Here is a 25832-nt window from a genome sequence, read left to right as displayed (position 1 = left end):
CGTTGGCAAGCCAGCTCCCACAGTTGGAGTGTGTACATTCAGTTGGGGTTTGGTCGGCTGGGAGGCCGCTTTCGCGAGCAGGCTCGCTCCCACAGGGGAGCTTTGTTGTTCACAAAATGCTGAGCACCCTAAATCCAATGTGGGAGCGAGCCTGCTCGCGAAGGCTGACGCACTGGCAACCCATCTCTCCAGACAGAAAAAACCCGCCGTCCCGACTGATCGGGGCGGCGGGTTTTGTCGTTTCAGGCCTTGATCACACTGTGTCCACTTTCAGCGAATGATCATTGAGCATGCCGCTGATGATCGTCGCCGTGTCGTGCCCGCCGGCTACCACCCCACCCGCCCCCGGGGTCACGCCGTAGTGGCTGGCGAGGTTGACGCCGGCCAAGTCGATGGTCTGGTTCGGCGTGGCGCCGGCCAGCGCGCTGACGTCGATGCTGGTGAGAACCGAGGCGCCGCTGCCGGTGACGGTGAAGTGCAGATAGTCGTCCAGCGACGCGGTGGTGCCGTTTTCACCTTGCAGCAGTTGCGACAGGTCGAGCTTGTCGGTGCCGGGGGTGAAATCGGTGATGGTGTCGTGGCCGGTGTTGCCCTTCAGGTACTGGAAGGTGTCCGCGCCGGCCCCGCCAGTCAGGGTGTTGTTGCCCATGCCGCCGATCAGCAGGTCATCTCCGCCACCACCGTTGAGGATGTCATTGCCCAGGCCGCCGTTGATCACGTTGTTATTGTTGTCGCCGGTCAGGGTGTCGTTGAAGTTCGAGCCGACCAGATTCTCGATATTACTGATCGTGTCGGTACCGGCGCCGATGGTGTTTTGCGCGCCGAGCAGGCCGAGGTTGACCGTGACCCCGGCGGTGGCGTGGGCATAGCTGACCGTGTCGATGCCGGTGCCGCCGTCGAGAATGTCGTTGCCCGGGCCGCTGTAGAGCAAGTCGTTGCCCGCGCCGCCGTGCATCTCGTTGTTGCCGGAACCGGCGGTCAGTACGTCGTTGCCGTCGCCGCCATTGAGGATGTTGTTGCCGGTGCCCGCCACCAGAATGTCATCCCCGGCAGTACCGGTGAGGGTGTGGCCATCCTGATAGGTGATGCTGACGTTGGCGGTGTCGCTGCCGCCATGGTTGTCATTGGCGATATAGGTGCCGTGGAAATCCGGCGTCACGTCATGGGCGCCGGCGTAGTTGACCGTCATGGTCAGTTGATAGTTTTCCGCTGCCGTCGGATTGCTGCCGCTGGTGTTGCTGATGTTGGTCACGTGGATCTGGTAGGTGCCATCGGCACCGGCAGTGATGGTGCCGCCGTCAGCGATGCTGACGAACGCGCCGCCGTTGACCGAGTACTCCATGGTGACGTGGCCGGCCGCGAGGTTGTGATCCAGGTTCAGCGTTTCGCCCTGTTTCAGTTTGACGGTGATCAGGTCCTCATCGTTGGCATTGGCATTGGTCACCGCACCGAGGTAACCGCTGACCACCAGCACTGCGGTCATCGCGGCGGTGTTGGCGGCGAATGCAGCGCGTACGTCGGCCAGGTTCTGGTTGGCGGCGGTGTTGCCGGTGCCGGCGAAGTTGATCGCGCCGGTGCCGGTGAAGTCCGCGCCCTTGGCCACCCATCCGGTGTTGAAGCTGGTCGGCGAAGCGTTGAGCGTGTCGCCGTCCGGATCGGTGTCGTTGGCCAGCAACAGTTCGCCCGGCACGGTGATGTTGCTCGACAGCACGTTGGTGATGACGTGGTCGTCCGTCGCCACCGGTGGCGAGTTGGGGATCACTTTCACGGTCAGCGTCGAGCTGGCGAGGTCGCCGTCGTTGTCGCTGAGGGTGAAACCGATGTTCTCGGTGATCACCGTGGTCGTGGTTTTTTGCGAGGTGTAGCTGTAGTCACCGGTGTCCAGGTTGATCACCAGCGTGCCGCTGTTGTTGGTGGCGATGCTGATCGTGTTGTTCACGGTGTTGAACGTGCCGTGGTTGGTGCCGCCGGATGCGGTCAACGAACCCTGGCCGCTGTTGGCGCGCGGGTCATAGGTGTAGGTGGTGCCGTCGACCACGATGGATTTGATGAAGCCGCCATCGGCGCCGAAGGTACCGCCCTCGCCCAGCAGCGAACCGGTGACCGGCGCACCTTCCACAGTGCCCGACAGCACCGAGTTGAGCTGATTGAGGTCGGTGACCACTACCGCGTTGGTGTTGGTGTGGCTGATGCCGTCATAGGCCAGCGGATCGAGGTTGGCGTTGCTCACGCCGCTGCCCAGACCGATGGCGTAGTTCTTGATGTTGTTGGCATCGAGGAAGTTTTTCAGCGCGGCTTCGTCGGCAGCGTTGATGTCGCCTTCGTTGGGTTTGCCGTCGGAGAAGAAGTAGCCGACGTTCTGCGCCCCGGTGAGTTTGCCCGAGGTGTTGAACGCGGTCTGCATCACCGCCACGGCAGCGTCGTAGTTGGTACCGCCACCGGCGGTGAGGCCGGCGAGTATGGACTTGGCCGTCGCCACATCGACCCACACCGAAGTCCGGTCAGTGGCATTACTGCTGAAGGTGACGAGCTGCACCTTCACATCGCCGAGATCATCGTACTTGTCGAGCAAGGCACTGATGGCCTGCTTGGCCAGCACCAGCCGTGACAGCCCCGGTACACCGGAGGCGTCGGCCATACTGCCGGAGATGTCGAGGACGATCAGCAGGTTGGAATCGATCTCCACCGCCGCCACCGAGCGATCCGACGCCACGGCTTTGGGCACGTCATCGACGATGTTGACCACAATCGTGCTGGTGGTGCTGTTGCCCAGCGCATCGGTGGCTTTGTAGGTAAAACTTTCGCTCAGGGTGTTGGCGCCGTCGTTGGCGTTCGGCGTGGTTTTCGGTGCCGAGGTCAGGGTGTAAGTGTAAGTGCCGTCGGCGTTGAGCTGGATCTGCCCGTAAGTGCCGGTGGCGCTGCCGACCAGGGTGTAGGTGAGCGCCCCGCTGCCGCCAGTGACTGCACCGACCAGTGTGCCGGTGGCGGTTTCGCCGGTGTTGCTCGGGTCGCTGCCGGTGACCGTGCCGGGGGCCAGGTCCTGGCCGTCCTTGGTCAGGTCGAGGGCTTTTTCGTAGACCGTCACGTCCTGATCGACCGACGCAATCAGTTTGCTGTCGGCGACATTGATGGTGATGGTGGTGGTGCTTTCGTCACCGTCACCGTCGCGGATGGTATAGGTGAACGTGTCGGTGGCGCCCGGCGGGCTGACGGAGTTCGGGTTGCTGTGGTAGATGGCGTTGCCTGCCGCGTCCAGAGTCAGGTAGCCGTAGACGCCGTTGATATTGCTGTTGAGGCCGCCGATGGCCGAGGTCGCGGTGTCGCTGCCGGCGCGCACGCCGACCACTGCCCCGCCTGCCGCTGCGCCATCGGCGCCAGTCACATCGTTACCCAGCACGCTGATATTGACCGTACCGCCCTCCGCCACCGAGCCGGTGTCGGCCTTTGCGGTCGGCAGGTCATCGATAATGTTGACGTTGATCTGGCCGCTGGCGGTGCTGCCGTCGGTGTCAGTCGCGACCACGTTGAAGTTTTCGGTGAGGCTGTTGGCGCCGTTGCCGGTCGGGTGATTTTCGTTATCCACCAGGGTGTAGCTGTAACTGACCACGCCGGTCGCCGGGTTGTAACCGGTGACGGTGAACGTACTGCCCAGCGGCGACACCACCGATTGCGGGAAGCCTGCGGCGACCCCGTTGGTCACGACGGCAATACCACCGACAGTGAGGGTTTGCAGGCCATCCAGGGCCGTGACGGTGAACGTACCGCTCTGGGTCAGCGCAGGGGTGTCAGGGCTGGTGCCGTCACTGAGATTTTTCTCGTAGACGGTGAGCTCGCCGCCATTGACGTCGAGGCCGTTGAGCACCACCGGATCGTCGTTGTTGTGGATGTTCAGCACCAGGTTGGCGGTGCTGGTATCGCCGTCAGCATCGGTGAGGGTGTAGGTGAATGTCTCGGTGCCGTTTCCACCGCCGTGCAGCGCTTTGAAGTCGGCGTCAGCCGGGTTGAGCGTGTAGGTGTAAGTGCCGTTGGCATTGAGCACCAGCGTGCCGTAAGTCCCGGTGAAGGTACCGGCGGTGATCGGCCCGGTATTCGGTCCGGTGGCGACCACGTCCGCGCCTTGCACGTCGTTGCTCAGCACGTTGCCGGTCAGGGTCAGCTGGGTTTCCGAGGCACTGGTGGCGTTGCTGTCGTTGAGGGCTTTGGGCACGTCATCGACGATGCTGACGACGATGGTGCTGGTGACCACATTGCCCAGCGAATCGGTGGCCTGATAGGTGAAGGTTTCAGTCAGGGTATTGGCCCCGTCGTCGGCATGCGGTGTGGTGGTCGCGGGCGAGGTCAGGGTGTAGGTGTAAGTGCCGTTGGGGTTGAGCACGATCTGCCCGTAGTTGCCGGTGGCACTGCCGACCAGCGCATAGCTGATGGCGCCGACCGCACCGGTGACCGAACCGACCAGTGTGCCGGAGGCGGTTTCGCCAGTGTTGGTCGGATCGCTGCCGATGACCGTACCAGGGGCCAGATCGGCGCCGTCCTTGGTCAGGTCGAGGGCTTTTTCGTAGACGGTGACGTCGGTGTCGCTGGTCGCATACAGCTTGCTGTTGGCGACATCGATGGTGATGGTGGTGGTGCTTTCATCGCCATCGGAATCGCGCACGGTGTAGGTGAACACATCCACCGCACCGGGGCCGTTCACGGCATTGGGGTTGCTGTGATAGACCGCGTTGCCGTTGGCATCGAGGGTCAGGTAACCGTAGGTGCCATTGATGTTGCTGTTGAGGCCGCCAATGGCCGAGGTCGAGGTGTCGGAGCCGGCGCGCACACCGACCACCGCGCCGGTCACCGCCGGGCCGTCGGCGCCGCCGATGTCATTGTCGAGCACGTTGCCGCTGACGGTGCCGCCCTCCGCCACCGAGGCGGAATCGGCGTGCGCGCTCGGCAAGTCATCAATGATGTTGACGTTGATCTGGCCGCTGGCGGTGCTGCCGTCAGTGTCAGTCGCCACCACGTTGAAGTTCTCGGTGATGCTGTTGGCGCCATTGCCGTTCGGATGGGTTTCGTTATCGACCAGGGTGTAGCTGTAGCTGACCACGCCAGTCGCCGGGTTGTAGCCGGTGATGGTCAGCGTGCTGCCCAACGGCGTGACGGTTGATTGCGGGAAGCCTGCGGCCACACCACCGGTTACGACGTTGATGCCGCCCACGGTCAGGGTTTGCAGACCGTCGAGCGCGGTCACGGTGAAGGTTCCGCTCTGAGTCAGCGCCGGCGCATTGGGGCTGGTGCCGTCGCTGAGGTTTTTTTCGTAGACGGTGAGTTCGCCGCCATTCACGTCGAGACCGTTGAGGGTCACCGGATCGTCGTTGTTGTGGATCTGCAGGACGAGGTTGGCAGTGCTGGTATCGCCGTCCGAGTCAGTGAGGGTGTAGGTGAAATTTTCGGTGCCGTTGCCGCCGCCGTGCAGGTTTTTGAAGTCGGCGTCGCTGGTATTCAGCGTGTAGGTGTAGGTGCCGTCGGTGTGCAGTTCCAGCGTGCCATAGGTGCCAGTGAACGTACCGGCGGTGACCGGGCCGGTGGGCACGCGGTCGGCGCCCTGCACGTCGTTGGTGAGGACGTTGCCGGTCAGGATCAATTGGCTTTCCGACGCGGTAGTGGCGTTGCTGTCGTTCACGGCTTTTGGCAGGTCGTCGATGATGTTGACGTCGAGCGTTGCGTTGGCAGTGGTGCCGTTGTCGTCCACCACGGTGACGGCGAACTGTTCAGGCAGATTGTTGGCGCCGTTGGCGGTTGGGTGTGCCTCGTTGTCGACCAGGGTGTAGCTGTAGCTGACGACACCGGTGGTGGCGTTGAAACCGGTGATGGTCAGCGTGCTGCCCAGCGGTGTGGTGACCGATTGCGGGAAGCCTGCGGCCACGCCGTTGGTGACCACGGCGATGCCACCGACGGTCAGGCTCGTCACGCCGTCCAGCGCAGTGATGGTGAACGTGCCGCTTTGGGTCAGTGCGGTGGAGTCCGGTGCGCTGCCGTCAGTGAGATTTTTCTCGTAGACGGTGAGTTCACCGCCATTGACGTCGAGCCCGTTGATGATCACCGGATCGTCGTTGTTGTGGATCTGCAGGACGAGGTTGGCGGTGCTGGTATCGCCGTCCGAATCGGTGATGGTGTAGGTGAAGGTTTCGGTGCCATTGCCGCCACCGTGCAGGTTTTTGAAGTCGGCGTCGGTGGTGTTCAGCGTGTAGGTGTAGGTGCCGTCGGTGTGTAGTTCCAGGGTGCCGTAGGTGCCGGTGAACGTACCGGCAGTCACTGGGCCGGTCGGTACGCGGTCGGCGCCTTGCACGTCGTTGGTCAGGACATTGCCGGTGAGGGTCAGATTGGTTTCTGACGCGGTATTGGCGTTGCTGTCGTTCGCGGCTTTTGGCAGGTCATCGATGATGTTCACATCGAGGGTCGCGTTGGCGGTGGTGCCATTGTCATCCACTACCGTTACGGCGAACTGCTCGGGCAGGTTGTTTGCGCCATTGGCGGTTGGGTGTGCCTCGTTGTCGACCAGGGTGTAGCTGTAACTCACAACACCGGTGGTGGCATTGAAACCGGTGATGGTCAGCGTGCTGCCGAGCGGTGTAGTAACCGATTGCGGGAAGCCTGCGGCCACGCCGTTGGTGACCACGGCGATACCACCGACGGTCAGCGTGGTGACGCCGTCCAGAGCGGTGATGGTGAAGGTGCCGCTTTGAGTTAGCGCGTTGGTATCAGGCGCGCTGCCGCTGCTGAGGTTTTTTTCGTAAACGGTCAGCTCTCCGCCGTTAACGTCGAGGCCGCTGATGACCACGGGGTCGTCGTTGTTGTGGATTTGCAGGACGAGATTCGCAGTGCTGGTATCGCCGTCCGAATCGGTGATGGTGTAGGTGAAAGTCTCGGTGCCATTACCGCCGCCGTGCAGGTTTTTGAAGTCGGCGTCGGTAGTGTTCAGCGTGTAGGTGTAAGTGCCGTCGGTGTGCAGTTCGAGGGTGCCGTAGGTGCCGGTGAAGGTGCCGGCGGTGACTGGACCGGTGGGTACGCGGTCGGCGCCTTGTACGTCGTTGGTCAGTACGTTACCGGTCAGGGTCAACTGAGTTTCCGAAGCGGTGCCAGTGTTGCTGTCATCGATTGCTTTAGGCAGGTCGTCGATCACGTTCACATCAAGCGTTGCATTGGCAGTCGTGCCGTTGTCGTCCACGACGGTGACGGCGAACTGCTCAGGCAAATTGTTGGCGCCATTGGCGGTTGGGTGTGCCTCGTTGTCGACCAGGGTGTAGCTGTAACTCACAACACCGGTGGTGGCGTTGAAACCGGTGATGGTCAACGTGCTGCCCAGCGGTGTAGTCACCGATTGCGGGAAGCCCGCGGCCACGCCGTTAGTGACAACGGCGATGCCGCCCACCGTCAGCGTGGTAACGCCATCCAGTGCGGTGATAGTGAACGTGCCACTCTGGGTCAGCGCATTGGCATCCGGCTCGCTACCGCTGCTGAGGCTTTTTTCATAAACCGTCAGCTCGCCACCCTCGACGTTCAACCCGTTGATCACCACCGGATCGTCGTTGTTGTGAATCTGCAGAACCAGATTCGCAGTGCTGGTATCGCCGTCCGAATCGGTGAGGGTGTAGGTGAAAGTCTCGGTGCCATTGCCGCCACCGTGCAGCGCTTTGAAGTCTGCGTCGCTGGTGTTGAGGGTGTAGGTGTATGTGCCATTGGCATTCAATACGAGGGTGCCGAAAGTGCCGGTAAAGGTACCGGCAGTGACCGGGCCGGTGGGCACGCGGTCGGCGCCTTGCACATCGTTGGTCAGGACGTTGCCGGTCAAGATCAACTGGGTTTCCGAGGCGGTGTTGGCGTTGCTGTCATTCGCCGCTTTGGGCACGTCATCAATGATGTTGACATCGAGCGAGCCGGTGGCGCTGTCGCCATTGCTGTCGCTTGCGGTCACCGTGAAATGTTCACTGAGGCTGTTGGCGCCGTCACCGGCCGGATGGGCATCGTTGCCGTTGAGGGTGTAGCTGTAGCTGACTGCGCCGGTGCTGGCGTTATACCCGGTGATGGTCAGGGTGTTGCCCAGTTGTGTGGTGATCGACTGCGGGAAACCGGCCGCCACACCAGCGCTGATCACGTTGATACCGCCGATGTTCAGGCTGCTCAGACCGTCCGGCGCCGACACCGTGAAGCTGCCGCTCTGGGTCAGCGCGCCGGGGTTGGCCGAGGAGCCGGCAGGCAGGTTGGCTTCGTTGAGGGTCAGCTCACCGCCAGGCACGGCGAGGCCACTGAGGGTCACCAGGTTGTTGACCGGCGGCGGCACGATCGGCGTGTTGTCGCCATTGTCGATGACTGCGTTGTGCCGCTCTTCGGGAAACTCGGGAATACCGTTGAAACCGGCGGTCGGGAAGCCGATCACCGGATCCACGCGCCCACCGACTTCCGTCAGCAGCACAAAACTGTGGCCGCCACCCAACTCACCTGGTGCGCCGCCCGGTGCATTCGGGCCGGCGGCGGTGGCCTCTGCCGCTTTGGTCGGGTCTTCGCCGGCGGCGATGGCTTTCTGAATCTGCTCGACATCGGTCAGTTGCGCTTCGCTCGGCGTCAGCGCTTCAGGGGAATCAATGTGCACCGCCTGATTGGCCAGCAGTTGCCCGGACATCGTCATGCTGCTGTCGCGGCCCAGGGTCAACTCGTGGCCATTTTGCAGATGAATGGCAACGGCACCTTCTGCGCCGGTGATCACTTGATCGCCGGCAAACAAGCGGTCGCCTTCGACCAGGGCGCGGCGCGTGCCGTCGGTGCCCTGCGCAAAAACCTGACCAATGACTTTAGTGACTGTCCCGATGAGCGTTGCCATGTGAATTCCTCCGCTGCCGACCACCGTCGGCACTGGTTCGCGAAGCAGCCCATGGCTCAATCGGGTTGTCGGGGCGACGCTCGCACCTCGACAGTTCGTTTCGCAGGTTGCGCAAACGAGGAAACTTCAGTGCTTTCAAGCACTTCAGAATCCTGATCAATGCAGCGAACCCACTAACGCTACGTAACGGTGGTGAATCACCCGAGTGACAAAAATCTGTCGCTCATCTGCCGCTACGCGTCCCTCCCCTTCAGCAGTACTTCGCCGTATGTCGCAAAGTGAATGGAACTTTCCTCAAGCCTTTTTGTGCTCCCTAAAGCGCATGAAACAAAGGCTTTCGCTCTGAACAATGTGCTGGTTTTCGCCAAGCGCATAAGTTTTTTTCGGCATAAGCCTTATGAAAATTTTTTCTTAGCTACGCTTCAGGATGTTCTTAGCTCTGTTGTTACAAGAGTGAAACGCTTACACCTCAAATTATCGTCAAATATTTGGCGACAGTAACGCACCATCAGGACCAGGGAGATGCACCCCATGCGCGTTTTAACCCCCCTCTGCAGCGCGGTTTTGCTGGCCATGGCTTGCACTTCCCAAGCCCAGGCCATGAATCTGACCGAAGCGATTCAAAGCACCATCGCCACCCACCCGGACCTCGCCTCGCGCGTGGACGCCAAACTGTCCGCCGATGAGCAAGTGAAAGTGGCCAAGGGTGGCTTCTATCCGTCCGTCGATCTGAATGCCGCTTACGGGCGCGGTTACAGCGACAACACCAATACCCGGGCTTTCGGTAATCACCATACCGAAATCCTCAATTACACCCAGTCGGAGCTACGGCTGCGGCAGATGATCTTCGACGGCTTCAACACCGCCAACGAGGTCGAGCGCACCAAGGGCGTTTCCAACTCGCGCGCCTATTACGCGCAAGGCACCGCTCAGGATCTGGCGTTGCGTACCATCGAGGTCTACCTCGAAGTGCTCAAGCGCCGTGAACTGGTGACCCTGGCCCGGAACAACCTGCAAGCGCACTTGCGCGTCAACGATCAGATCGGCCTGCGCACCCAGCGCGGCATCGGCAGCACCGCCGACTCCGATCAATCGGTGGCCCGTAAGGCGCTGGCGCAGAACAACCTCGACACCGCCGAAGTCGATCTGGCCGACGCCGAATCGAACTTCTACGCTGTGGTCGGGCGCATGCCCGATGAACTGGAAGCGCCACCGTCGACCCGCGGCGAGGTTCCTGCCAGCCTGCCGGAAGCCCAGCAGAGCATGGTCGAGAACAACCCGTACCTGAAATCCGCGCAGGCGGACGTGCAGTCGGCCGAGAGCCAGTATGAAGTTGCCAAGTCGCCGTTCTACCCGCGTTTTGACGCCGAAGCGGCGGTGGGTGCGAACAACAACGTGCAAGGCGATGAAGGCCACGACAACGAATGGCGCGTCGGCGTGATCATGAATTACAACCTGTTCCGTGGCGGCAGCGACAAGGCTCGTCTGGCCTCCGATGCGCACCAGATCAATCAGGCGATGGACATCCGCAACAACGCCCTCCGTCAGTTGAACGAGAACATTCACCTGGCGTGGAACGCGATGGTCAACGCGAACAAACAGACCCCGACCGCCCGCGAATACGCCGAGACCACCAAGCGTGTGCGCGCGGCGTATCAGGATCAGTTCGGCCTCGGCCAACGCACCCTGCTCGACTTGCTCGACAGTGAAAACGAGCTCTACAACGCCAACCGTCGCTACACCGAAATTCGCTACACCGAGGAATATTCGATGTACCGCGTGCTGGCGAACATGGGCCAGTTGCTGAGCAAGCAACGGGTGGTGCTGCCGGCGGATGCGATCGCCGCGACCGAGGTCAAAAACGAGGCGCGCCTGCCCGAGCTGAAGTAAGTCCCACGACCCTTTGTGGCGAGGGAGCTTGCTCCCGCTGGGTTGCGCAGTGACCCCAAAGATTTGAGCAGCAATGAGATCCATGGGGCTGCTGCGCAGCCATCGGGGATAAATCCCCTCGCCACAGGTTGGACCAGTCATTACAGGGGCGATCAATATGACCAGCATGGCCGAAGGCGGACACTCCGGGATCGATCCGCGGCTGAGCTTCGATGACCCGTTACTCGACGGTCTGCTGATTCTCTGCAAACTCCACGGCGCGACGGTCAGCCGCGCCAGCCTGAGTGCCGGGCTGCCCCTGAACAAGCAACGTCTGAGCCTGGATCTGCTGCCCCGTGCGGCGGCCCGGGCCGGTTTGCAGGCGCGCTTGTTGCGCCGCGAACTGAAGGATATTTCTGCGCTGAATCTGCCGATTCTGTTGCTGCTCAAGGATGGGCGCACCGCCGTCCTGCGGCGTTTCGCCGACGACGGCAAGGCGCTGATCCTGCCCAGCGAAGCCGATGGCGGCGAGCAATGGGTCGAGCGCGAAGAACTCGCCGAACACTACAGCGGCCAGGCCTTGTTCGCCCGTCCACGCCACGAACTCGAAGACTTGCGGTCACCGCTGGTGCCGCGCGTGCATGCCTGGTTTCGCGACACCCTGAAGCTGTCGAAATGGCTGTACAGCGACGCGATCCTCGCCAGTTTCCTGATCAACCTGCTGGGCCTGATGGTGCCGCTGTTCGTGATGCAGACCTACGACCGCGTGGTGCCGAATCAGGCCACCTCGACCCTGTGGGTGTTGGCGATCGGCCTGCTGATCGGCACCGGTTTCGAACTGGTGCTGCGGGTGGTGCGCGCGCACCTGCTGGACACCGCCGGGAAGAAAACCGATGTGATCCTTTCCGCGACTTTATTTGAGCGCATCACCGGTATGGCGATGAAGGCGCGGCCGGCAACCATCGGCGGTTTCGCCCAGAGCATTCATGACTTTCAGGGCCTGCGCGAATTCCTCACCGCCGTGACCCTGACCAGCCTGATCGACCTGCCCTTCGTGGTGTTGATGCTGGTGGTGATCGGTCTGCTCGGTGGCTGGCTGGTGGTGATTCCGCTGCTGGCGTTTCCGATCACGATCATATTTGCTCTGGCGATTCAGGTGCGCCTGCGCGACACCGTGCAGAAAAGCCTGAGCCTGGGTGCCGAACGGCAGGCGCTGCTGATCGAAACCCTCGGCGGCCTGGAAACCCTCAAGGCCTGCAGCGCCGAAAGCGAGCGCCAGCACAAATGGGAAAGCACCCACGGCGCCCTCACCCGCCTCGACAGCCACGCGCGCAACCTCTCGGCACTGGCGACCAACGGCACGCTGTTCATCCAGCAGTTTTCCGGGATGGCGACGATTGTCGCCGGGGTCTACAGCATCATCGCCGGCAACCTCAGCGTCGGTGCGCTGGTGGCCAGCTACATGCTCGGCAGCCGGGTTCTTGCGCCGCTGGGGCAGATCGCCGGGCTGATCACCCGCTACCAGCAAGCGCAACTGACCATGAAAAGCACCGACGCACTCATGGGCCTGCCCCAGGAACGCGACGGCAAACAGCGACCGCTGGAACGCACGCAACTGCAAGGTGCGCTGGACGTCAGCGGCGTGACCTTTCACTACAACGGCCAGAACGCGCCGGCGCTGAGCAACGTCAGCTTCAGCATGAAACCCGGCGAGCGGATCGGCATCATCGGCCGCAGCGGCTCGGGCAAAAGCACCCTGGCGCGGCTGGTGATGGGCTTCTATGAACCCGAGGAAGGCCAGTTGCTGCTCGACGGTCTCGACCTGCGTCAACTGGACGTCGCCGACCTGCGCCAGCAGATCGGTTATGTCGCCCACGACCTGCCGCTGCTGGCCGGCAGCCTGCGCGACAACCTGACCCTCGGCGCCCGCTACATCAGCGATTCACGCATGCTCGAAGTCGCCGAACTGACCGGCGTTACCGAGCTGGCGCGGCAGCATCCACAAGGGTTCGACCGGCCCGTGGGCGAACGCGGGCAACTGCTTTCCGGTGGTCAACGCCAGGCCGTATTGCTGGCCCGGGCGCTGCTGCTCGACCCGCCGATCATGCTGCTCGACGAACCCACCAGCGCCATGGACAACAGCAGCGAAGACCTGCTGCGCCAGAAACTCCACGGCTGGGTGCAAGGCAAGACGCTGCTCTTGGTCACCCACCGCACCTCGATGCTGAGCCTGGTGGACCGGTTGCTGGTACTGGACAACGGCCGGGTCGTCGCCGACGGCCCGAAAGAAGCGGTCATCGATGCACTGCGCAAGGGCCGCGTCGGCTCGGCGGCGGTTTAGATGCGCGCACATAACTTATGGCTCTCACAAAACCTGTGGCGAGGGGATTTATCCCCGATGGGCTGCGCAGCAGCCCCAAAGACTCTGAGGGCGCTTCGCACCCTATCGGGGATAAATCCCCTCACCACAAGTAAGTGTTCCGGGCGACGCATGGGTTGTGCGGTTTGATGTTTCCTAACTGAGGGGTATCGCCCCATGTCTGCATCTTCAGATAGCAAATCACGCGGCTACTTCGACAGTTTCGGCAAAAGCGCCGAGGCCGAGTTCATGCCGGAAACCGCCAGCGCTTCGTTGCAGGATTCGCCGCGCTGGTCGCGGATCACCGTGTGGCTGGCGGCAGCGCTGTTGATCAGTGCGCTGGTCTGGGCCAAGTTCGCCGTGCTGGAAGAAGTGACCATGGGCGAAGGCAAGGCGATTCCGTCAAGCAAGGTCCAGGTGATCCAGAACCTGGAGGGCGGGATCGTCACCGAGATTTTTGTCCGTGAAGGGCAGATGGTGAACAAGGGCGACAAGCTGCTGCGCCTGGATGACACACGCTTCCTGTCGAACAAGGGTGAGAGCGAGGCCGATCGTTACGCCCTGACCGCGCAAGTCGAACGCCTTTCCGCCGAAGCCGAGGGCCGTCCGTTCAAACTGTCTGACGAGGTGATCGCCAAGGCGCCACAGGTCGCCGAAGACGAGCGCGCGCTGTACGACCAGCGCCAGCGGCGTCTGGCCAGCGAACAACGCACCCTCACCGAACAGCTGCGGCAGAAGACTCAGGAGCTGGCGGAGTTCCGCTCCAAGCAAGGCCAGTACAGTTCCAGCCTGGCGCTGCTGCAGCAAGAGATGAACATGTCGGCGCCACTGGTCGGCACCGGTGCGGTGTCGCCGGTGGAGATCCTGCGACTGAAACGCAGCGCGGTGGAAATTCGCGGTTCACTGAACGCAACGACCCTGGCCATCCCAAGGGCGGAATCGGCTATCAACGAGATCAAGAGCAAGATCGACGAATCGGAACAGACCTTCCGCTCCGACGCCGCCAAGGACCTCAATCAGAAGCGCACCGATCTGTCGAAAATCACCGCGTCGAGCATCGCCATCGACGACCGCGTCAGCCGCACCACCGTGACTTCGCCAGTACACGGGGTGATCAAGCAACTCAAGGTCAACACCATCGGCGGCGTGGTACAGCCGGGCAGCGACATGGTGGAAATCGTGCCACTGGAGGACAACCTGCTGATCGAAGCCAAGGTCCGTCCGCAAGACGTCGCGTTCCTCCATCCGGGCCAGAAAGCCATGGTCAAGTTCAGTGCCTATGACTACACGATCTACGGCGGGCTGAGCGCAAAACTGGAACTGATCGGCGCCGACACCATCACCGATGACAAGGGCAACAGCTTCTACTTGATTCAGGTGCGCACCGATAAAAACCATTTGGGCGGCGATGTGAAACCGCTGCTGATCATCCCGGGGATGGTGGCGACGGTGGACATTATTACCGGGGAGAAAAGTGTGCTGGATTACCTGCTCAAACCAGTGCTCAAAGCCCGGACCGAGGCGATGCGTGAGCGGTAGGCATTGTTGGGATTTGCGCTGATTGATCCGGCGCCTTCGCGAGCAGGCTCGCTCCCACAGGGTGTTTGAGCTGAGCACATAATTTGTGCACACCTGCGATCAAATGTGGGAGCGGGCTTGCTCGCGAAGAGGCCAGCTCAGACGACGACTATCTGTCGCCATGATTACGCTGAAAAACCTCCTCCCCCATCGCCGCAATCTGCCCCTCGATCAACGCTTCGAACGGCTTGAGCAACGGCGCAAACGCCATCGGCGCTTCGAGAGTTTCCAGCGCCTGCACAATCGCCTCAATGGTCGACAACGCCCCCGGCCCCGGTGCCTTGCGCAACCGGTAGCGCGACACCCCGCCCTGCACCAGCGTCACCCGTGGCAACGCCGCCAATAGCGGATTGAGGTGGAGCATCTTGCGCGCCTTGCGCCAGGTGCCGTCCGGCACCACCAGCAACAACGGTTGATCGGATTCGCGGTAAGCCTGCATCGGCTGCGCATCGTCAGCGGGAAACAACAACCGCGCCTGATACCCCGGCCGGTTGAGCAGCGCGGGTAAATCCTCGAACACTTCACCGACAATCAACTCGGCATTGGTCAAACCCAGCGCTGCCAGTCGCGCGGTGTTGAGCGCGTGATTGACCTCGCTCGGATGCTGCAACAGCAACACCCGGGTGCGGCTGTCGAGGCTCGGGATCAGCGGGCACAGGCAATGGGTCTGGGGGCGCAGGCAGCGCGGGCATTGGGGTCTGGACATGGTTCTTATGCCTGATTGAGCTGTGCTTTGAGCAAATCACGGAAGGTCTGGATCAGCGGCTCGCGGCTGCGGCCACGGCGCATGATCATCGAAAACGGCGCCTGATAACCGAAGGTCGCCGGCAGCAACACGCGCAGGTCGCCCTTGTCGGCCCAGGCCTGGGCGTAATGTTCTGGCAAGTAACCGATGTAGGCGCCGGACAGCACCAGAATCAGCTGCGCCTCCATACTTTCCACGGTCGCCGCGCTGTGCTTGAAACCGTGGCGGGCCAGCTCTGCCTGGCTCCAGTAACCACGGCCGACCATGCGTTGCTGGGTGATGACCTGCTCGGGGATCCGCCGTTCGTTGAACAGCGGATGCCGGCTGCTGCAATACAGCCAGTGCTGCTCGCGGTACAGTGGCATGTACACCAGACCGCTCATGCGCGTGGAAAACGCACCGATGGCAAGATCGAGTCGATTGTCCTGCACGCCGAGCTGCAATTCGTACGGGCTCATCACCGACAGATGCAAATGCACCGCCGGGTGTTCCTGACTGTAGGCACCGATGGCTTCGGCGAACGGCAAGGCCTTATCGCTGACAGTGGAGTCGATCACCCCGAGGTTGAGCGTGCCGCGCAGTTCGCCCTTGAGCGCCGCGGCGTATTGCTCGAAACCTTCGAGTTCGGCCAGCAGGCGCAGGGTTTCCTGATGGAACAGCTCACCCTTGCTGGTCAGGCTGAACCCACCGCGCCCGCGATGGCACAGCACCAGACCGAGCGCCGCTTCAAGCTGGCTCATGTAAGTGCTGATCGCCGAGGTCGACAGGTTGAGTTCCTGCTGCGCATTGGCAAAGCCCTGATGCCGAACCACGCTGACGAAGATGCGCAATAGTTTCAGGTCGGGTAAAGCGTTGGCCATGCGGCTCTCCAAACATCTGTCGAACGCTGATGACTTTGTGGTGAGGGGATTTATCCCCGATGGGTGGCGAAGCCGCCCCAAGCCTGTAAACCGATCCATCCGGGAAGTCGCGAGCAACGAATTTACGACTGCTGCGCAGCCGATCGGGGATAAATCCCCTCGCCACAGGGGTATCGGTACGGGTTCGGGAAGTCTATCCCGGGCCTCACCATTAGTTTAGAAAAATCTGAACTAAGTTTTTGCCCGTAGCGATTCTTCCCCCGCACTACATTTCGCAGAATCGGCCCCACAGCGGCGTCCGAACCTGTGCTTAACGGTGCGCCGACATAAATAAAACAAAGACGATGAGGCCCTACCCGTGGACAAGATTCTTCACCAACCACTGGGCGGCAACGAAATGCCGCGCTTCGGCGGCATCGCCACCATGCTCCGACTCCCCCATGTACCGACCGCTGCCGGCCTGGACGCTGCCTTCGTTGGCGTGCCACTGGACATCGGTACTTCGCTGCGCCCCGGCACCCGCTTCGGGCCGCGCGACATCCGCACCGAATCGGTGATGATCCGCCCGTACAACATGGCCACCGGCGCCGCGCCGTTCGACTCGCTGTCGGTCGCCGACATCGGTGACGTGGCGATCAACACCTTCAACCTGCTCGACGCCGTGCGCATCATCGAAGAAGCCTACGACAACATCCTCGAGCACAACGTGATCCCGATGACCCTGGGTGGCGACCACACCATCACCCTGCCGATCCTGCGTGCCATCCATAAAAAGCACGGCAAGGTCGGACTGGTGCACATCGATGCCCACGCTGACGTCAACGATCACATGTTCGGCGAGAAGATCGCCCACGGCACGACCTTCCGTCGCGCCGTCGAAGAAGGTCTGCTGGACTGCGACCGCGTGGTGCAAATTGGTCTGCGCGCGCAGGGCTACACCGCTGACGACTTCAACTGGAGCCGCGATCAGGGTTTCCGCGTGGTGCAGGCCGAAGAGTGCTGGCACAAATCGCTGGCGCCGCTGATGGCCGAAGTGCGCGAGAAAGTCGGCGGCGGCCCGGTGTACCTGAGCTTCGACATCGACGGCATCGACCCGGCCTGGGCGCCCGGCACCGGCACCCCGGAAATCGGGGGTCTGACGACCATTCAGGCGATTGAAATCGTTCGCGGCTGTCAGGGCCTCGACCTGATCGGCTGCGATCTGGTAGAAGTCTCGCCCGCCTACGACACTACCGGCAACACCTCGCTGCTGGCCGCCAACCTGCTGTACGAAATGCTCTGCGTACTGCCTGGCGTGGTTCACCGCTGAGGGTTCGGCCATGAACGAACGTGATCAGGTGTTGAAAGCGGCTGCCGATCTGGTATCCGCCTTCGCTCGTAACGATCGCGAGGCTTATTTCGGCGCGTTCAGCGCCGACGCAAGCTTCGTGTTTTACACCCTCGAACAGCCGCTGCTGTCGCGCGATGCCTATCAGGCCTTGTGGGACAGCTGGCGCGCCGAGGATGGCTTTGAAGTGCTGTCGTGCACTTCAAGCAACGCCTTCGTCAGCCTGCAAGGTGACGTGGCGGTGTTTATCCATGACGTGGCCACCGAGCTGCGCATGCAAGGGGAGCAACATTTCAGCCAGGAGCGCGAGACGATTGTTTTCAAGAAACAAGCGTCGAGCCTAGAACAACAAGGCCATTGGCTGGCCTGCCACGAACATTTGTCCGCAATGCCGGAAGGGCTGCCATCCCCTTAGCCAAACAGGTGACGCCTCACACACGATGAGGCGCGCCTTTATGATCGGAGCAGATCATGAATAACAACAACAACGACCAAAGCCTTACGCAAATTGAAACCCACGGGGTCGAACAGATCCCGGATCACGAACGCACCGCAGGCCCGACGGACTTGTTCCGGATGATCTTCGGGGGTTCCAATACCTTTGCCACCGCCGTGCTCGGCAGTTTCCCGGTGCTGTTCGGTCTGTCGTTTCAGGCCGGTGTCTGGGCGATTGTGCTGGGCGTGCTGCTCGGCTCGCTGATCCTCGCCCCGATGGGCCTGTTCGGCCCGCTCAACGGCACCAACAATGCCGTGTCCTCCGGGGCGCACTTCGGCGTGCACGGGCGGATCGTCGGTTCGTTCCTGTCGCTGTTGACCGCCATCGCGTTTTTCTCGCTCTCGGTGTGGAGTTCGGGCGATGCGTTGATCGGGGGTGCGAAACGCCTGATCGGTCTGCCGGAAACCGACCTGACCCTGGGCCTGGCCTACGGGCTGTTCGCGATTCTGGTGCTGACCGTGTGCATCTACGGCTTCCGCTTTCTGCTGTGGGTGAACAAGATCGCGGTGTGGAGCGCCAGCCTGTTGTTCCTGCTGGGCATCTTCGCCTTCGCCGGTCCTTTCGACGTCAACTACGCCGGCACGGTGAACCTCGGTCAACCGGGCTTCTGGGCGGCGTTCATCGGCGCGGCGCTGGTCGCGATGAGCAACCCGATTTCCTTCGGTGCGTTCCTCGGCGACTGGTCGCGCTACATCCCGCGTGACACCTCCAAGCAGCGGATCATGGCCGCTGTGGTGCTGTCGCAGATCGCCACGTTCATTCCGTTCCTGTTCGGCCTGAGCACCGCGACCATCGTCGCGATCAAGGCGCCGGACTACATCGCGGCGAACAACTATGTGGGCGGCCTGCTGGCGGTATCGCCGAGCTGGTTCTTCCTGCCGGTGTGCCTAATTGCAGTGATCGGCGGCATGTCCACCGGCACCACCTCGCTGTATGGCACCGGGCTGGACATGTCCAGCGTATTCCCACGGGTGCTGTCGCGGGTCAAGGCAACGTTGCTGATCGGCGTGCTGTCGATTGCCTTCATCTTCATCGGGCGCTTCGCGGCGAATCTGGTGCAAAGCGTGTCGACCTTCGCCGTGCTGATCATTACCTGCACCACCCCGTGGATGGTGATCATGATCATCGGCCTGCTGGTGCGTCGCGGCTTCTACTGCCCGGATGACCTGCAAGTGTTCACTCGTGGCGAGCAAGGCGGACGCTACTGGTTCAATCACGGCTGGAACTGGCGTGGCCTGGGCGCATGGATCCCGAGCGCGGCGGTCGGCCTGTGCTTCGTCAACCTGCCGGGACAATTCGTCGGCCCGCTGGGTGAGCTGGCCGGTGGTATCGACATCAGCCTGCCGGTGACCCTGGGCCTGGCGTCGGTGGTGTATCTGACGCTGCTGAGCCTGTTCCCGGAACCGCGGGAGGTGTTCGGGCCCAAGGATGCCCGGCGTGAAGCCGCAGTAAAACCTCAACTGCGTCAGGCCGCCTGACGCAAATCCCCTGTGGGAGCGAGCCTGCTCGCGAAAGCAATCTGTCAGTCACTTCTTTGTTGAATGTGCCGACGCCTTCGCGAGCAGGCTCGCTCCCACAGTGAGCAGCACCCCGAACCAAATTTGTTTCACCATAAAAAAGACAATCGGAGACACGCCATCATGGCTTTGGATTTATTCGTCGTCCTCATCTACGCCGCCGGCATGCTGTTGCTCGGCTACTACGGCATGCGCAAGGCCAAGACCAACGAGGACTTTCTGGTCGCCGGGCGTAACCTGGGCCCAAGCCTGTACATGGGCACCATGGCCGCGACCGTACTGGGTGGCGCGTCCACCGTCGGCACCGTACGCCTGGGTTACGTGCATGGCATCTCCGGTTTCTGGCTGTGTGCGGCGCTGGGTTGCGGCATCGTCGCGCTGAACCTGTTTCTCGCCAAACCGCTGCTGAAACTGAAGATCTACACCGTTACCCAGGTGCTGGAAAAACGCTATAACCCGATGGCCCGCTCGGCGAGCGCGGCCATCATGCTGGCCTACGCGCTGATGATCGGCGTGACCTCGATCCTGGCGATCGGCACCGTGCTGCAAGTGCTGTTCGGCCTGCCATTCTGGATCTCGGTACTGCTCGGCGGTGGCGTGGTGGTGATCTACTCGGCGATCGGCGGCATGTGGTCGCTGACCCTGACCGACATCGTCCAGTTCATCATCAAGACCGTGGGCCTGATGTTCATCCTGTTGCCGATCTGCCTGTACCGCGTCGGCGGCTGGGACGAACTGGTGCTGAAGCTGCCGGCAGCGGCGTTCAACTTCACCACCATCGGCTGGGACACGATCATCACCTACTTCATGATCTACTTCTTCGGCATCCTGATCGGTCAGGACATCTGGCAACGGGTGTTCACCGTCAAGACCGCCAAAGTCGCCCAGTACGCCGGCAGCATCGCCGGTATCTACTGCATCCTCTACGGCCTGGCCTGCGCGCTGATCGGCATGGCCGCTCACGTGCTGATCCCGGATCTGGACAACGTCAACAACGCCTTCGCCGCCATCGTCAAACTGTCGCTGCCGGACGGCATCCGTGGTCTGGTGATCGCTGCGGCACTCGCTGCAATGATGTCCACCGCCAGCGCCGGCCTCCTGGCTGCTGCCACCACCCTGACCGAAGACCTGCTGCCGAAACTGCGCGGCGGCAAACAGTCGAGCCTGGCGATCAACCGCCTGTTCACCCTGCTCACCGGTGTCGTGGTACTCAGCATCGCGCTGGTGGTGAACGACGTGATCAGCGCCCTGACCCTGGCCTACAACCTGCTGGTCGGCGGCATGCTGATTCCGCTGATCGGCGCGATCTTCTGGAAACGCGCGACCACCGCCGGCGCCATCGCCAGCATGGGCCTGGGTTTTGCCACCGCGCTGTTGTTCATGTTCAAGGACGGTCTGGATGCGAACACGCCGATCTACTACAGCCTTGCGGTAGGTCTGGTGAGTTTTGTGGTGGTCAGCCTGGTCTCCCCTCGCCCGGCGACGGTGGCGAGTGCGATCTAAGCTTTGATGTAACGACTTGATGCTTTCTTCGACGGGTGTGGCGTCGGTTGCCACACCCGTTTTTTTACGTCTGGAGAAAAGTGAATATGAAGATCGTTTCGCGCGATCAGTGGTTCGAAGTTCAGCACTTGAGCGACGGCATCCGGTTGATCCATGAGCCGTACATCCGCCCGTTCTATCGCTGCAACCTCTGGCACATTCAGGGCCGCGACAAGGATCTGCTGCTCGACAGTGGCTCAGGGCTGGTCAGCCTGCGCGAGCAGTTGCCGTGGATTACCGAGCGACCGCTGGTGGCCGTCGCCAGCCACTGCCACTTCGACCACATCGCCGGGCATCACGAATTCGCCGAGCGCCTGGTGCATCCTGCCGAGGCCGACATCCTCACCGCGCCGGACGGCGAGAATGACCTGAGCCGGGCCTTCGTCGGCGACGACATGTTCGAGGCGCACCCGGACTGCCCGCTGTGCTACGCCGAATACCGGGTCAAGGCTGCGCCGGCCACCGGGTTTGTCGAGGATGGCGATGTGCTGGATCTGGGCAATCGCACCTTGCAGGTGCTGCACACGCCGGGGCATTCACCGGGCGGGATCAGCCTGTATGAAGCGGCGACCGAAACGCTGTTCAGCGGCGACATCATCTACGACGGGCCGTTGATCGAGGACGCCTACCACTCCAATCTGCAGGATTACGCGGCCAGTCTGCGGCGTTTGCAGGCGCTGCCGATCCGCACGGTGCATGGCGGGCATTTCGGCAGTTTTTCCGGCGAGCATTTGCGCTCGATGATTGACGAATGGCTGCGCCGACACGCTTGAGGCCTGCTGTAATCAGTCGAAACAACCACGAAAACCTCTGCCATGAGAAGAGCTGCCGTGCGTGCTGCGGTGCACCGATATATTCGGCGCCTGCTGGAATCCCGCGAATTCAACGACGACACCAGTCTGGTGCAGTTAGGGCTGGAGAAGGCGGATATCGAGGATCTGATCTTTCATCTGGAAGATGAATTCGGACTGACGGCGTTTACTGCCGAAGAGGATCACATGCTCAAGACCGCGAAGACTGCGAAGGACTTGAGCCGGTTTCTGCTGGAGATCGGGCGACACTGAAAGCAAAAGATCGCAGCCTGCGGCAGCTCCTACACTTTTCTCTGTAGAAGCTGCCGAAGGCTGCGATCTTTTGATCTTTAATCAGGCACTACCGCCGGCGAGGCTGACGCCGGCGCTGTTCGTCATCGGTGCGGATCGGTACGGGTTGCAGAGGCGGTTCGATCAAGCCGAGGGCAACACCCAAATCGTGCAGCCAGTTCTGAATTTTCTCTTTCATCGTCATGCCCCCTTCAGGGTAGTGCTGAGCGGCCGGAATTCTGAGGCCGCTTCGCACTGATAATAGTCCGAAGTCCTACGCAATGCTCGGCCAAATCCGCAATGATCTGTTACTGAATTGAACAGAATTACGGTTGGTTGGTTCACGCCGTCTGCCGGGTTTCACTCGATGCCACGGGATAGAGCGCTTGCTGCTGTTCAATCCAGGCATTGAGGTTGGCCCCGACCATGCCCTTGCGCCACATGAGCCATGTTGTCGCACTGGCAAACGGTTCGGCCAACGGGTGCACTGCAACGCTCTCGCGCCCCGGCAGACTGGCGAGCATCGACTCCGACATCAATGCCACACCGCTGCCAGCAATCACGCAGGCGAGCATGCCCTGATAGGACTCGATCTCCATCGCCCGTCCCATCGCCGCCTGATAGTGAACGAACCACGCCTCCAGCCGCGCGCGGTAGGCGCAACCATGACGAAAGGTGAACACCGCCCTGCCCTCGACCTCCTTGGCGCTGCGGATCGGCGGATGGTCGGCTTCGCTGATCAGCACGAGACGCTCGTCGCACAGCGGCACGCCGTCGATCCCCGCCAATTGCGGCGGGCCGTCCACCAACGCCGCATCAAGACGCCCGGAGACCAGACCTTCGAGCAACTCGCCGCTGGGTCCGGACTGCACTTGCAGGTTCACCGCCGGGTATTGCTTGTGATAGCGCGCCAACAGCGCCGGCAAATGGATCGCCGCCGTGCTGTACAGCGTGCCGAGGACAAAATCCCCGGCCGGCTGCCCGCCCATCACCGCTGCACTGGCCTGATCGCGCAGGGCGAACAACTTGCCGGTGTAGTCCAGCAGGACTTTTCCCGCAGGCGACAACTGCAAACGCTGACGCTCACGAACGAAAAGTTCGACGCCCAATTGCTCTTCCAGCTGTTTGAGCCGGGTCGACAGGTTGGACGGCACTCGGTGCAGGCGTTCTGCTGCGCGGGTGATCGAACCTTCCTCGGCGACTGCCTGAAAGATCCGCAATTGGCTGAACTCCACGACCTTTCTCCATAACAGAACAAGTTACTCACTATTATTCAATTTTAAAGAAAGTCAATCGCTTCTAGCCTGACGGTCATTGCTCCTTCAAAGGAATCCTGACCATGTCGCCACTGATTCGCTTATCTGCCTGTTTCGTCGCCCTGATGATGGCCATGGGCATCGGGCGCTTCGCCCTCACCCCGCAACTGCCGCACTTGCTCAGCGAAGGCCAGGTCGACCTGACGGCCGCCGGTCTGATTGCTGCGGCCAACTACCTCGGTTACCTGCTGGGCGCGGTGGACGCGATGTTCGCCCACCGTCCGCAGCAAGTGCAGCGCCGGTTGCATGGAGGTTTGTGGCTGTGTGTGCTGCTGACCCTGGCGTCGTTCTGGGCCAACGGTTTCTGGGCGCACCTGTTGCTGCGCTTTGGTACCGGCGTGGCGAGTGCCTGGGTGCTGGTGATGATCACCGCACTGAGTCAACCACTGGCAGCGGCGGCAGGTCGGCCACGGCTGGGTGCGCTGGTATTTGCCGGTCCCGGACTGGGAATTTTTCTGACCGGGCTGCTGGCACTGTTCTCACATCTGCTGAATCAGACCTCTGCCACCTTGTGGCTGATCTATGCCGCCGTGGCGCTGGTGATGTTGCTGGGGATCGTGCGGATCCTGCCGCAACCGGGCCTGCACACGCCGGTCGCCACCCTCAACGTCAATCATTCGAATCGCGGCATCCCGCGACTGGCAGCGGTGTATGCGTTATATGGCGTGGGTTACATCATCCCGGCCACGTTTCTCTCGCAAATGGCCAACGCGCAGTTTCACGGGCAATGGCAGGCCGACCTGTTCTGGCCGTGCTTCGGTCTTGGTGCGGCGATTGGCGTGCTGTTGGTGAGCCTGCGTCGCCATGATCCGAACACCACACGGCACTGGCTGACCGCCACCCTGTGGTTGCAGGCGCTCGGGGTCTTCGCCTGTCTGTTGGGCAGTGGTTATGGCCTGGCGCTGGGGGTGGTGTTGTGCGGCATGCCGTTCCTGGCCTGCATGCAACTGGTGATGCAGCGCTCGCGGGAACTGGCGCCGCACACAACTCAGCGCAACGCCGGGCTACTGACCGCATGCTTCGCCGTCGGCCAGCTCAGCGGGCCGTTGCTGGCGGCGCTGAGCAGCCATTTCAGCGGTGGTCTGCAACCGGCGCTGATCATTGCCGGCAGCGGTCTGCTGATTGCCGGCGGGCTTGCGCTGCAATCGGTCAGTGCTGGCCGAGGGCTTTGCGCAAACGCCGACGCACCCACTGCTCAGCGCTGACAAAGGTGATGCCAAGCAACACCAGCACCGCGCCAATGACGAAGTTCACACTCAATTCTTCACCGAGCAGCACCACGCCGAAGGTGACGCCGAACAGCGGCGTCATGAACGAAAACACCGCAAGGTTAGCCGCCAGATAGCGGCGCAGCAGCCAGAACCAGGTCAGGTAACTGAAGAACGACACCACCAGGCCCTGGAACAGTACGCTGGCCACCGCCACGCTGGTCAGGCTGACGTGGCTGATCTGGCCGCTGAACAGCGCGATCAACAGCAGGCCGACGAAGCCGACGATCAGTTGATAGAACAGAGTCAACGTCACTGGCGCCTCTGAAAGGCGCGAGGCGCGCACCACCACGGTGGTCGCGCCCCAGCAGGCGCCGGCAATGACCCCGAACGCATCGCCCAACAGCATGCGCCGGTCGAGGTTGTCCCACGACACGCCGCCGGCGAAGGCGATGGCGATACCGACGAACGCGAGCAGAATCCCCAGCCATTGCAAAGGTCGCAGGCGTTCACTCGCCAGCAGGAAATGCACGCCGAGTGCGGTGAAAATCGGTGCGGTGTAGAGGAACACCGACATGTGCGCGGCGGTGGTCAGTTGCAGACCTTCGGCGATGAAGAAGAACTCCAGACCGAACAGCGCACCGGCCAGCAGCCCTCCACGCCAGGTGTTGCCGACCTGATCCCAACCGCCCTTCCAGCACAACAACAGGCCTACCAGCAGCGCAGAAATCCCCGAGCGCCCGGCCGCCTGCATCACCGGCGCGATGTCGGGCGCGGCCCACTTGATCATCACTTGCTGCACGCCCCAGATCAGGCAGAGGCCGATCATCACCTGCAAGGCAAACCCATCGGCATTGCGCCGCTCGACACTCACCGCAACACCTCAAACACACACAACATGGCAGCCGTCCAATGGTCAAAAATCTGTGTCGGGATTATCAATCAGTCGGACAGAAAAAACCGTCTGGAAAAAACATTTAGTTTGTCTGTTGCGGCAGCGGCGAATGGTTGTCGGCTGCGCCGCCATTCGCGAGCAAGCCCGCTCCCACAGTTAACCGCATTCCCCCTGTGGG

General features: G+C 61.8%; 16 protein-coding genes. 10 read left to right on the top strand and 6 right to left on the bottom strand.

Going from position 1 to position 25832, the window contains the following annotated elements:
* Positions 1–253: 253 nt before the first annotated feature.
* Positions 254–8860 carry a retention module-containing protein gene (locus H043_RS0128045; RefSeq protein ID WP_027614580.1) on the bottom strand — a complete coding sequence of 2869 codons (8607 nt, stop codon included), beginning with the start codon at positions 8858–8860 and terminating at the stop codon, positions 254–256.
* A gap of 531 nt (positions 8861–9391) precedes the next feature.
* Between H043_RS0128045 and H043_RS0128040 the strand changes: the two genes are divergently transcribed.
* The 3 genes from H043_RS0128040 (at position 9392) to H043_RS0128030 (ending at position 14627) form a co-directional block, all read left to right on the top strand.
* Positions 9392–10750, top strand: a complete 1359-nt coding sequence (locus H043_RS0128040) for a TolC family outer membrane protein (protein ID WP_027614579.1) — start codon at positions 9392–9394, stop codon at positions 10748–10750.
* 157 nt (positions 10751–10907) lie between these two features.
* Entirely contained in the window at positions 10908–13070 is a 2163-nt protein-coding gene (locus tag H043_RS0128035) for a type I secretion system permease/ATPase (protein ID WP_027614578.1), read from the top strand.
* Between the two features lie 195 nt (positions 13071–13265).
* Positions 13266–14627: an HlyD family type I secretion periplasmic adaptor subunit gene (locus tag H043_RS0128030; RefSeq protein WP_027614577.1), complete on the top strand. Its 1362-nt coding sequence runs from the start codon at positions 13266–13268 to the stop codon at positions 14625–14627.
* Positions 14628–14775: 148 nt separating this feature from the next.
* Here H043_RS0128030 and H043_RS0128025 read toward each other — a convergent pair whose 3' ends face one another.
* Positions 14776–15372 (bottom strand): tRNA-uridine aminocarboxypropyltransferase, encoded by a 597-nt coding sequence (locus H043_RS0128025; RefSeq protein ID WP_027614576.1) that lies wholly within the window; start codon positions 15370–15372, stop codon positions 14776–14778.
* Positions 15373–15377: 5 nt separating this feature from the next.
* Positions 15378–16271: a LysR family transcriptional regulator gene (locus tag H043_RS0128020; protein ID WP_007956593.1), complete on the bottom strand. Its 894-nt coding sequence runs from the start codon at positions 16269–16271 to the stop codon at positions 15378–15380.
* Between the two features lie 358 nt (positions 16272–16629).
* Here H043_RS0128020 and speB point away from each other — a divergent pair, with 358 nt between their 5' ends.
* From speB to H043_RS0127990, 6 genes are all read left to right on the top strand, one after another.
* Positions 16630–17580 (top strand): agmatinase, encoded by a 951-nt coding sequence (gene speB / locus H043_RS0128015; protein WP_003222717.1) that lies wholly within the window; start codon positions 16630–16632, stop codon positions 17578–17580.
* Between the two features lie 10 nt (positions 17581–17590).
* A complete protein-coding gene (locus H043_RS0128010) occupies positions 17591–18013 on the top strand; it encodes a nuclear transport factor 2 family protein (RefSeq protein ID WP_027614575.1) in 423 nt (140 codons plus the stop codon).
* 56 nt (positions 18014–18069) lie between these two features.
* Positions 18070–19572: a cytosine permease gene (locus H043_RS0128005; RefSeq protein ID WP_027614574.1), complete on the top strand. Its 1503-nt coding sequence runs from the start codon at positions 18070–18072 to the stop codon at positions 19570–19572.
* Positions 19573–19734: 162 nt separating this feature from the next.
* On the top strand, positions 19735–21114 hold the full coding sequence (locus H043_RS0128000; RefSeq protein ID WP_027614573.1) for a sodium:solute symporter: 1380 nt from the start codon (positions 19735–19737) through the stop codon (positions 21112–21114).
* An 86-nt stretch (positions 21115–21200) separates the two neighbouring features.
* Positions 21201–21926, top strand: coding sequence for an MBL fold metallo-hydrolase (locus H043_RS0127995; protein WP_027614572.1), 726 nt, complete (start codon positions 21201–21203; stop codon positions 21924–21926).
* A gap of 42 nt (positions 21927–21968) precedes the next feature.
* Complete coding sequence (locus H043_RS0127990) at positions 21969–22217, top strand: phosphopantetheine-containing protein (protein ID WP_027614571.1); 249 nt, start codon at positions 21969–21971, stop codon at positions 22215–22217.
* 88 nt (positions 22218–22305) lie between these two features.
* Here H043_RS0127990 and H043_RS30905 read toward each other — a convergent pair whose 3' ends face one another.
* Positions 22306–22434 carry a PA1414 family protein gene (locus H043_RS30905; protein ID WP_003184145.1) on the bottom strand — a complete coding sequence of 43 codons (129 nt, stop codon included), beginning with the start codon at positions 22432–22434 and terminating at the stop codon, positions 22306–22308.
* Between the two features lie 142 nt (positions 22435–22576).
* Positions 22577–23470: a LysR family transcriptional regulator gene (locus H043_RS0127980; protein WP_027614570.1), complete on the bottom strand. Its 894-nt coding sequence runs from the start codon at positions 23468–23470 to the stop codon at positions 22577–22579.
* A gap of 104 nt (positions 23471–23574) precedes the next feature.
* Between H043_RS0127980 and H043_RS0127975 the strand changes: the two genes are divergently transcribed.
* Positions 23575–24756 carry an MFS transporter gene (locus H043_RS0127975; RefSeq protein ID WP_027614569.1) on the top strand — a complete coding sequence of 394 codons (1182 nt, stop codon included), beginning with the start codon at positions 23575–23577 and terminating at the stop codon, positions 24754–24756.
* Here the strand turns inward: H043_RS0127975 and H043_RS0127970 are convergent.
* Positions 24701–25633: a DMT family transporter gene (locus H043_RS0127970; protein ID WP_027614568.1), complete on the bottom strand. Its 933-nt coding sequence runs from the start codon at positions 25631–25633 to the stop codon at positions 24701–24703. The two genes, H043_RS0127975 and H043_RS0127970, sit on opposite strands and share 56 nt — an antisense overlap.
* Between the last annotated feature and the right edge of the window lie 199 nt (positions 25634–25832).

Source organism: Pseudomonas sp. URIL14HWK12:I6 (assembly GCF_000514195.1).
GTDB lineage: Bacteria > Pseudomonadota > Gammaproteobacteria > Pseudomonadales > Pseudomonadaceae > Aquipseudomonas > Aquipseudomonas putida_A.
This window is presented reverse-complemented; position numbering and strand designations above follow the sequence as displayed.